The organism is Psychrobacter sp. (genome assembly GCF_035469765.1).
Classification (GTDB): Bacteria; Pseudomonadota; Gammaproteobacteria; order Pseudomonadales; family Moraxellaceae; genus Psychrobacter.
Genome location: NZ_DATIRM010000019.1, coordinates 1 through 5,156, shown reverse-complemented (window position 1 = coordinate 5,156; position 5,156 = coordinate 1). Strand labels below are relative to the sequence as shown.

Here is a 5,156-nt window from a genome sequence, read left to right as displayed (position 1 = left end):
ACATAAAAAAACCTCAAAGCTCATTTAACTTTGAGGTTTTTATGTTCTAGGTACTGCCAATAGTTTTAAATTACTTAAAAGCGTTTTTTGAAACTCTTAGGCGCTTGGTTTTGTAGCTCTTGCATCTGTTTTTGCATCTCTTCGGTACTTGGCATGTTATTTGGATCAAGTCCCATCTGCTTTGCCATTTGCTGCGGGTTCACATCTTTGACGCCGCCTTGCTGACCACCACCAAATAATGGACCACCACCGCCGCCACCTGCTCCGCCGCCGCCCATTAGACCTTGCATCGATTTCATCATTTTACTGATGCCCTCAGGCTTTGAAATCATTTTCATCATTTTTGCCATTTGCTTGTGCTGCTTGAGCAAACGATTGACGTCTTGAATCTCACGACCTGAGCCTGCAGCGATACGGCGCTTACGACTTGGATTGATTTTATCGGGGTTTTTACGCTCAAACGGTGTCATCGAATTAATCAATGCTTCCATCTCACGCACTTTTTCTTCGGGCTTGGCGTCTTCGACGGCTTTTTGCATATCCGAGCCGCCCATACCTGGCATCTTATCTAAGAAACCTGCCATGCCGCCCATACTTTTCATTTGCTGAAACTGCGTCAATAGATCTTCAAGGTCGAACTCGCCGCCCTTTTGCATCTTTTTCGCCATTTTTTCGGCTTTATCACGGTCAATCTTTTGCTCAACTTCTTCAACCAAACTCAGTACGTCACCCATACCAAGAATACGTTGGGCAATACGTTCAGGATGGAACAACTCCAATGCATCTAGTTTCTCACCGCGACCCAAGAACTTAATCGGCTTACCTGTGATGGCACGTACAGAAAGCGCCGCACCGCCGCGAGCATCACCGTCAGTCTTGGTCAAAATAACGCCCGTTAATGGCAGCGCATCATTAAAAGCTTTGGCAGTATTTGCCGCATCTTGACCGGTCATCGCATCAACGACAAACAAGGTCTCAGAAGGATTAACCGCAGCGGTTAACGCTTTGATTTCATCCATCATGGTTTCATCAATAGCCAGACGACCGGCAGTATCAATAATCAAGATGTCTTGATACTGGATTTTAGCTTCTTCGATAGCCCGTAGCGCAATATCAATCGGTTTTTCATCAGTACTTGAGTTAACGAACTTAGCATTTACTTGCCCTGCTACTTGCTCAAGCTGGGCAATCGCCGCTGGACGATAGACGTCAGCGGATACCAACATGACTTTTTTCTTATGGCGCTCTTGTAAAAACTTGGCCAATTTACCAGCAGTGGTGGTTTTACCAGCACCTTGCAGACCTGCTAATAAATAAACGACAGGTGGCTTGCCAGTCATCTCAAGCTGCTGATTGGCACTGCCCATCATTTCGGTCAGCTCATCATGGACAATTTTGACAAAAGCTTGACCTGGTGCCAACTCTTTAAGCACTTCAGCACCAAGCGCTTGCTCTTTCACACGCTTCACAAAATCACGGGTGACCGGCAGTGCGACATCGGCTTCTAATAGCGCCATACGCACTTCACGTAAGGTGTCTTTGATATTATCTTCGGTCAATTGACCTGTACCTGCGATATTGCGCAGGCTCGACGATAATCGTTCTGTTAAAGTATCAAACATAAATAACTCTCAGTTAAAATAATTCTTTATGAAACTTGGCGCTTAGTAGAGATTGGCTTCGGAAGTTAACGCACTGATAAATACGATTCGGGTATTGGTATCTGATGGCGAGTACTAAAGCCCAATTGCCAAGCATTTATCAGGAATACATAAGATGGTGCTCAATTGATTGCCATTTTATGATAAATTGGGTAATTATTCTAATAATACCACTTTAGCATTAAATTAAGCGCGTATTTTGCGCGCAAAATGAGATGAGGTTCTTTATCTTGCAACTTGCATTCTTACTTGCTGCGATGGCTTACCTCTTAGTCAGCATCTATATTGGTTGGGCGCTGATTCAGGATAAACCTATTCATAAAGGCATAAGCTTAGGCTTATTGTTTGTGGGTATGTTGGCACACGCAGCGCTACTTTATCCGCACGTGGTCACACTCTACGGGCTAAATTTCAATCTGTTTAATATCATCAGCTTAATCAGTTTGTTTTTTTTGTTTTTTTACGTCATGTTTTCTCTGTATCGACCAATTGTTAGTCTTGGCATATTGGCGGCACCGACTGCCCTTGTAGGTATGCTAATTGGTTATGTTGGGCGTGCGCCTTATCGTCCGATTACGGATATTAGCATTGGGCTTGAGGCTCATATCTTGCTTTCGCTTGCCGCGTATTGTGTGCTGCTGATGGCAGCGGTACAAGCGTTGTTCTTACGCCTACAGATACGTGAGCTTAAGCATCAATCTATTCACCGCTTTTGGGTAAATAAGCTACCGTCTCTTCAAAGTATGGAAAGTTTATTATTCGATATGCTGTTGGTCGGCTTTGTTCTACTGAGTATCGCACTAGGGATTGGTTTTATTTACGTAGAAGACTTGATGGCACAGCACCTTGTCCATAAAACAGCCTTTAGCCTACTGTCATGGTTGCTGTTTGGCGCGTTACTTATCGGTAATTGGCGTGCTGGATGGCGCGGTAAACGTGCCGCTAATATGACTATTTATGCTTTTATATTATTAGCCATTGGCTTTGTCGGTAGCAAGTTTGTATTAGAGATGATTTTATAAATGCCATGCTATAAATACAGTTATAAGAGCTGTTAGGAAAAAGAGATACAAATAGATTATTAGCGGTATTGCTCGCTAATAACCTATCCTTCTATTGCATAGCCATTTTTATCACAACGATTTTAATTAAAAACCACCGTCTTATTACCCGCGACAATCACCCGATTCTGCACATGCCAATTGACCGCGCGTGCCAATACATTGCGCTCAATATCACGACCAATAGCACGTAGTTCGGTGACGCCTTGACGATGGGTCACACGGTGCACGTCTTGCTCAATGATAGGTCCTTGATCGAGCTCAGCAGTCACATAATGGGCGGTTGCGCCAATCAACTTCACTCCTTTATCATAAGCTTGGCGATAAGGATCCGCGCCGACGAACGCTGGCAAAAATGAATGATGAATATTAATAATCTGCATTGGCCAGCGCTTCACAAAATCTGACGACAATATCTGCATATAGCGCGCTAATACCAATAAATCGTTACCCGCCATCAATGTATGAATTTGCTCTTCTGCCTCTACTTTATTGTCTTTGGTCACTGGAACGTGATGAAAAACGATACCAAAATTTTCTACTGATTGGCGTAAAGCAATATGATTACTCACCACGCAGGTAATCTCGCAATCGAGCAATCCGCGCTGATGACGCCATAATAAGTCCAATAAAGCATGATCAAATTTTGATACTAGAATACCAACTTTGGTTTTAATGGCATTATCATGTAAGCGCCATTCCATATTGTGGCGTTTGGCAACGGTATGCGCAAAACTGGCTTCAAAGTTATCGATAATCTCGCTCAATCCTGCCAAAGCAAACTCTAAACGCATAAAGTATTGACCGCCTTCGTGGGCAGTTGAGTACTGATCTAGCGTAATAATATTGCCGCCATAACGATGAATAAACTCAGATACCGCTTGTACGATACCGGCTTGGTCACGGCATTTGATTAATAGTGTGGCTGTAGCAGTGATAGCGGGAACCTCTTCATGTGCCACTTGAAGTGACGTTTTTGGTGAAGTAATCGTTGCAGTGTCTGACATAGTACGCTCAATTAAAAATAAAACTTGCTGCTTACTTTGAATATCACTAGCAGCATAGGAAACCAACTATTCTAATCGTTTTTGCAAAAATTTGCTGATTGAGTTGGTTGTATTTGGTTATTGAAATTATGATATGCAAAGAAATTTTTAAATAATCTCTATATTTTAAAGGCTTTATTCTTACCTTCCCAGATTAGGGACATACCCTAGTGAATTAGTGTTTACTCTTCTATTGTTTTGACTATAGTATAGCCAGTTCAATATAAAAGAGGTACGTTCAAAGTAGCGTTTTGCTGGGATAAACTTCCCTCGCTTGCTGTGCGCTTCGCACTCCAGAGGCTTCGAAAAATTTATACCAGTGCCGCGTCAAAACATGATGTATCTACTTTATTTAGAATAGACTATAGGTGCAGATAACGAGTGAGTTGTTATTGGTAAAAACATTAATAAAAGAAAAGGTATCTTTTTTAGTAATGCTGAATAGTATAACTTACAACTAAAAAGTGAATCCTTATTATTAAATAATCAATAACATAGGGCGCTCATTTCAGGGTATAATAGCCACCCTTTAAACCAACAACTATCACAAAAATATTTGAGTATTCATTACTTTTATGGTATAAATGTCGGCTTTAAAATTTTCTGAATTGGTTTGCCTGTTGTTTGCCTTTAATGACAGTAAATCAGCTCAACATTCATATAGTTTTGTTTGGTGCAAAGCTGCCGCTTGCTGTGTCCATGCCGCAAATACGTGCAACTTGCCCAGACTGGTATGAGAAAAACTCATACCTCATAGATTAGGAGTTCGCCATGTCTAGAGTTTGCCAAGTGACTGGAAAGCGCCCTATGGTGGGTAATAATGTTTCGCACGCAAACAACAAAACCCGTCGTCGCTTTCTACCAAACCTTCACCACCATCGTTTTTGGGTAGAGTCTGAAAATCGTTTTGTACGTCTACGTGTGTCTACCAAAGGTATGCGCATCATTGACAAATTGGGTATCGATAAAGTGCTAGTAGATCTACGCGCACAAGGTCAAAAAGTTTAAGTAAATATTGGCAGTCTAATCTATCGATGAATATCGCTATTTAGGCTGCTGTTATGCTGAAGATTTACTAGCTCATATATTTATGGCTGGCTATTATCTACAGCAACTTAATACTTTAGATTTGTACCTATCGATTGAAGACCGCTCATTTACAGGAAAGCTATCATGAGAGATAAAATTAAATTAGTATCAACTGCTGGTACTGGGTATTACTATACCACTACCAAAAACAAGCGCACTATGCCTGGCAAAATGGAAATCAAAAAATTTGATCCAAAAGTACGCCAGCATGTGCTCTTTAAAGAAGCAAAAATCAAATAATCCCCATTTTTATAAATGGTTTTATTTGAACAAAAAAAGGGTTTATCAATTGATAAACC

General features: G+C 41.3%; 5 protein-coding genes. 3 read left to right on the top strand and 2 right to left on the bottom strand.

Annotated elements, in window-relative coordinates:
• Positions 1-74: 74 nt before the first annotated feature.
• Complete coding sequence (gene ffh, locus VLN09_RS00450) at positions 75-1,622, bottom strand: signal recognition particle protein (RefSeq protein ID WP_325243043.1); 1,548 nt, start codon at positions 1,620-1,622, stop codon at positions 75-77.
• A gap of 254 nt (positions 1,623-1,876) precedes the next feature.
• Here ffh and VLN09_RS00445 point away from each other — a divergent pair, with 254 nt between their 5' ends.
• Positions 1,877-2,683 (top strand): cytochrome C assembly family protein, encoded by an 807-nt coding sequence (locus VLN09_RS00445; RefSeq protein WP_325243041.1) that lies wholly within the window; start codon positions 1,877-1,879, stop codon positions 2,681-2,683.
• Between the two features lie 122 nt (positions 2,684-2,805).
• On the opposite strand, the gene purU is transcribed toward VLN09_RS00445, so the two are convergent.
• On the bottom strand, positions 2,806-3,729 hold the full coding sequence (gene purU / locus VLN09_RS00440) for a formyltetrahydrofolate deformylase (protein WP_325243039.1): 924 nt from the start codon (positions 3,727-3,729) through the stop codon (positions 2,806-2,808).
• Between the two features lie 810 nt (positions 3,730-4,539).
• Between purU and rpmB the strand changes: the two genes are divergently transcribed.
• Positions 4,540-4,776, top strand: a complete 237-nt coding sequence (gene rpmB / locus VLN09_RS00435; protein WP_201562079.1) for a 50S ribosomal protein L28 — start codon at positions 4,540-4,542, stop codon at positions 4,774-4,776.
• A gap of 165 nt (positions 4,777-4,941) precedes the next feature.
• Positions 4,942-5,097 carry a 50S ribosomal protein L33 gene (gene rpmG, locus VLN09_RS00430; RefSeq protein WP_325243035.1) on the top strand — a complete coding sequence of 52 codons (156 nt, stop codon included), beginning with the start codon at positions 4,942-4,944 and terminating at the stop codon, positions 5,095-5,097.
• The last annotated feature ends 59 nt before the right edge of the window (positions 5,098-5,156 follow it).